Genomic DNA, 1,527 nt, shown 5'->3' with positions numbered 1-1,527 from the left:
AGTTCACCGTCGGTGAACTGCGCCGGGTCTATGAGGCGGTGTGGGGCGTGGCACTCGACCCGCGGAACTTCCACCGGAAGGTCACCGGCACCCCCGGCTTCCTGGTGCCCACCGGCGGCACGACCACCCGCCAGGGCGGTCGGCCCGCCCAGCTCTTCCGGGCCGGCGGCGCCACGCTGCTCAACCCGCCGATGCTGCGCCCGGAGGTCTGACGTCCCGCGGTCCCGGCTGCCGTTTCACCGGCGTCGCAGACGGGCTTGCCCCGCCACGGGCGAACACCAGGTCGGATGATGGTGGCGACGAGGCCGAACGCGCGCCGCGATCCCCTGAAAAACGGACATAACGCGCTATCTTGCTGCGGGTGATCCAGGCCTTCGGACTGACCAGCGACTCCCGTAAGGACCTTCCGCCTGCCGTCGACGATGTCTCCTTCGAAGCGGACGCGGGCCGCGTCACCGCGCTGCTCGGAACCGCCGGCGCGGGCAAGACGACGACCCTCAGACTCATGCTCGAACTGCAACAGGGCCGAGGTATCACCTACTTCAGGGGCCGCCCCCTGCACCGCATCTCCCACCCGGCGCGCGAGGTCGGTGTCCTTCTGGGCGACGTCCCCGGACACCCCTCCCGCACGGTCCGCGGTCACCTGCGCATGCTGTGCGCGGCGTCGGGCCTTCCGGCCCGGCGGGCCGACGAAGTCCTCGAGGTCGTCGGGCTCGTCAGCTTCCGGGAAGAGCGTCTGGGCACCCTGTCACGCGGTATGGACCGGCGCATGGGCCTGGCCTGCGTCCTGCTGTCCGATCCGCACACGCTGGTCCTCGACAATCCGGCCGGTGGACTCTCCGCGCGGGAGAGCCGCTGGCTCCACGCCATGCTGCGGGCCCATGCCACCCAGGGCGGCACGGTCCTGTTCACCACCGCCGACCCCAAGGAGGCGGCCAACACGGCGGACCGCGTCGTCACGCTGTCGCGCGGCACCCTCGTCGCCGACCAGGAGGCCGCGGACTTCGCCCGCAACCGGCTCCGCCCCCGTGTCGCGGTCCGCAGCCCGCACGCCACCCGCCTCGCGGCCATCCTGGCGAAGGAGGCCCGCACCGGCCGCCGCTCCGTCGAGGTCGTGCGCGAGGAGGGCAATCGTCTGTGCGTCTACGGCAGTACGTGCGCCGATGTCGGTGAGGTGGCCTTCCGGCACGGCATCCCCATCCACCAACTCGCCGACGAAGTGGGCGAAACGGGCTCGGGAGCCGGGGCCGGAGCCGGAGCCGCAGCGGGTGCCTGTACCGGCACCGGCACCGGCACTGACACCGCGCAGTCCGTCGTGGCACGGGCTGCCAAGGACGTCCGGGCGGCGGCCACCGCTCCCGCCGCCCTCGCGGCACGTGTCATGGGGGCGGTGAACGGTCGGCGTGCCGCACGCGCCTGTGTCGCGGCCGCTCGCGACGACACCCCCGACGCCGCGGCCTCGGTCTCCGACGCCGGACCCTCCGCCACGAGTCTTGAGGAGCCGCCGGCCGCGGCGTCGGGGGTGTC

2 protein-coding genes are annotated in these 1,527 nt (G+C 73.1%); both read left to right on the top strand.

All coding sequences use genetic code 11. The features are described from left to right. A partial coding sequence (locus BZY54_RS42930; RefSeq protein WP_425276378.1) for an NrtR DNA-binding winged helix domain-containing protein occupies positions 1 to 212 on the top strand: 212 nt, incomplete at its 5' end. 149 nt (positions 213 to 361) lie between these two features. Beyond that, positions 362 to 1,527 (top strand): ABC transporter ATP-binding protein (locus BZY54_RS42925; protein WP_244217614.1); only part of this gene is annotated, 1,166 nt, incomplete at its 3' end.

The sequence above is a fragment of the Streptomyces carpinensis genome, assembly GCF_002154505.1.
Lineage (GTDB): Bacteria > Actinomycetota > Actinomycetes > Streptomycetales > Streptomycetaceae > Streptomyces > Streptomyces carpinensis.
Note: the sequence above shows the minus strand (reverse complement) of the source record. Positions and strands in the feature narration are given on the sequence as shown.